Origin of the sequence: Streptomyces sp. 4F14 (assembly GCF_048159485.1) — a bacterium.
Classification (GTDB): Bacteria; Actinomycetota; Actinomycetes; order Streptomycetales; family Streptomycetaceae; genus Streptomyces.
In genome coordinates, this window is record NZ_JBLRVY010000242.1 from 1 (window position 1) to 367 (window position 367).

General features: G+C 70.3%; 1 protein-coding gene. It reads left to right on the forward strand.

Annotation, left to right across the window (positions count from 1 at the left end; translation table 11 throughout):
- Positions 1 to 302, forward strand: a 302-nt coding sequence (locus ACLZOT_RS50525; protein WP_416976060.1) for a trehalose-phosphatase, incomplete at its 5' end; no start/stop codon positions are given.
- Positions 303 to 367: the final 65 nt, after the last annotated feature.

Consider the following 367-nt stretch of genomic DNA (forward strand, 5'->3'; position numbering starts at 1 on the left):
TCGTCGAGCCGGGGCGGATGGTGCTGGAGCTCAGGCCACCCGGCATGGACAAGGGCGTGGCGCTGAGCCGGTACGTGCGCGAGCTCGGTGCCGAGTCCGTTCTCTACGCCGGCGACGACCTGGGGGATCTGCCCGCCTTTGCGGCCGTGGAGGCACTGCGCTCCGACGGTGTCCCGGGCCTCCTGGTGTGCAGCGGCAGCGAAGAGGTCACCGAGTTGTCGCAGCGGGCGGATGTCGTGGTCGACGGGCCGGAAGGGGTCGTACGGCTGTTGCGGGCGATCGCCGGTCAGGTGGACGACTGAGGTTCCGGCCCCTGCTCCAGTGCGTGCAGTTGGTCCAGGAACCACTGTGTCGGCGGCAACGCCCT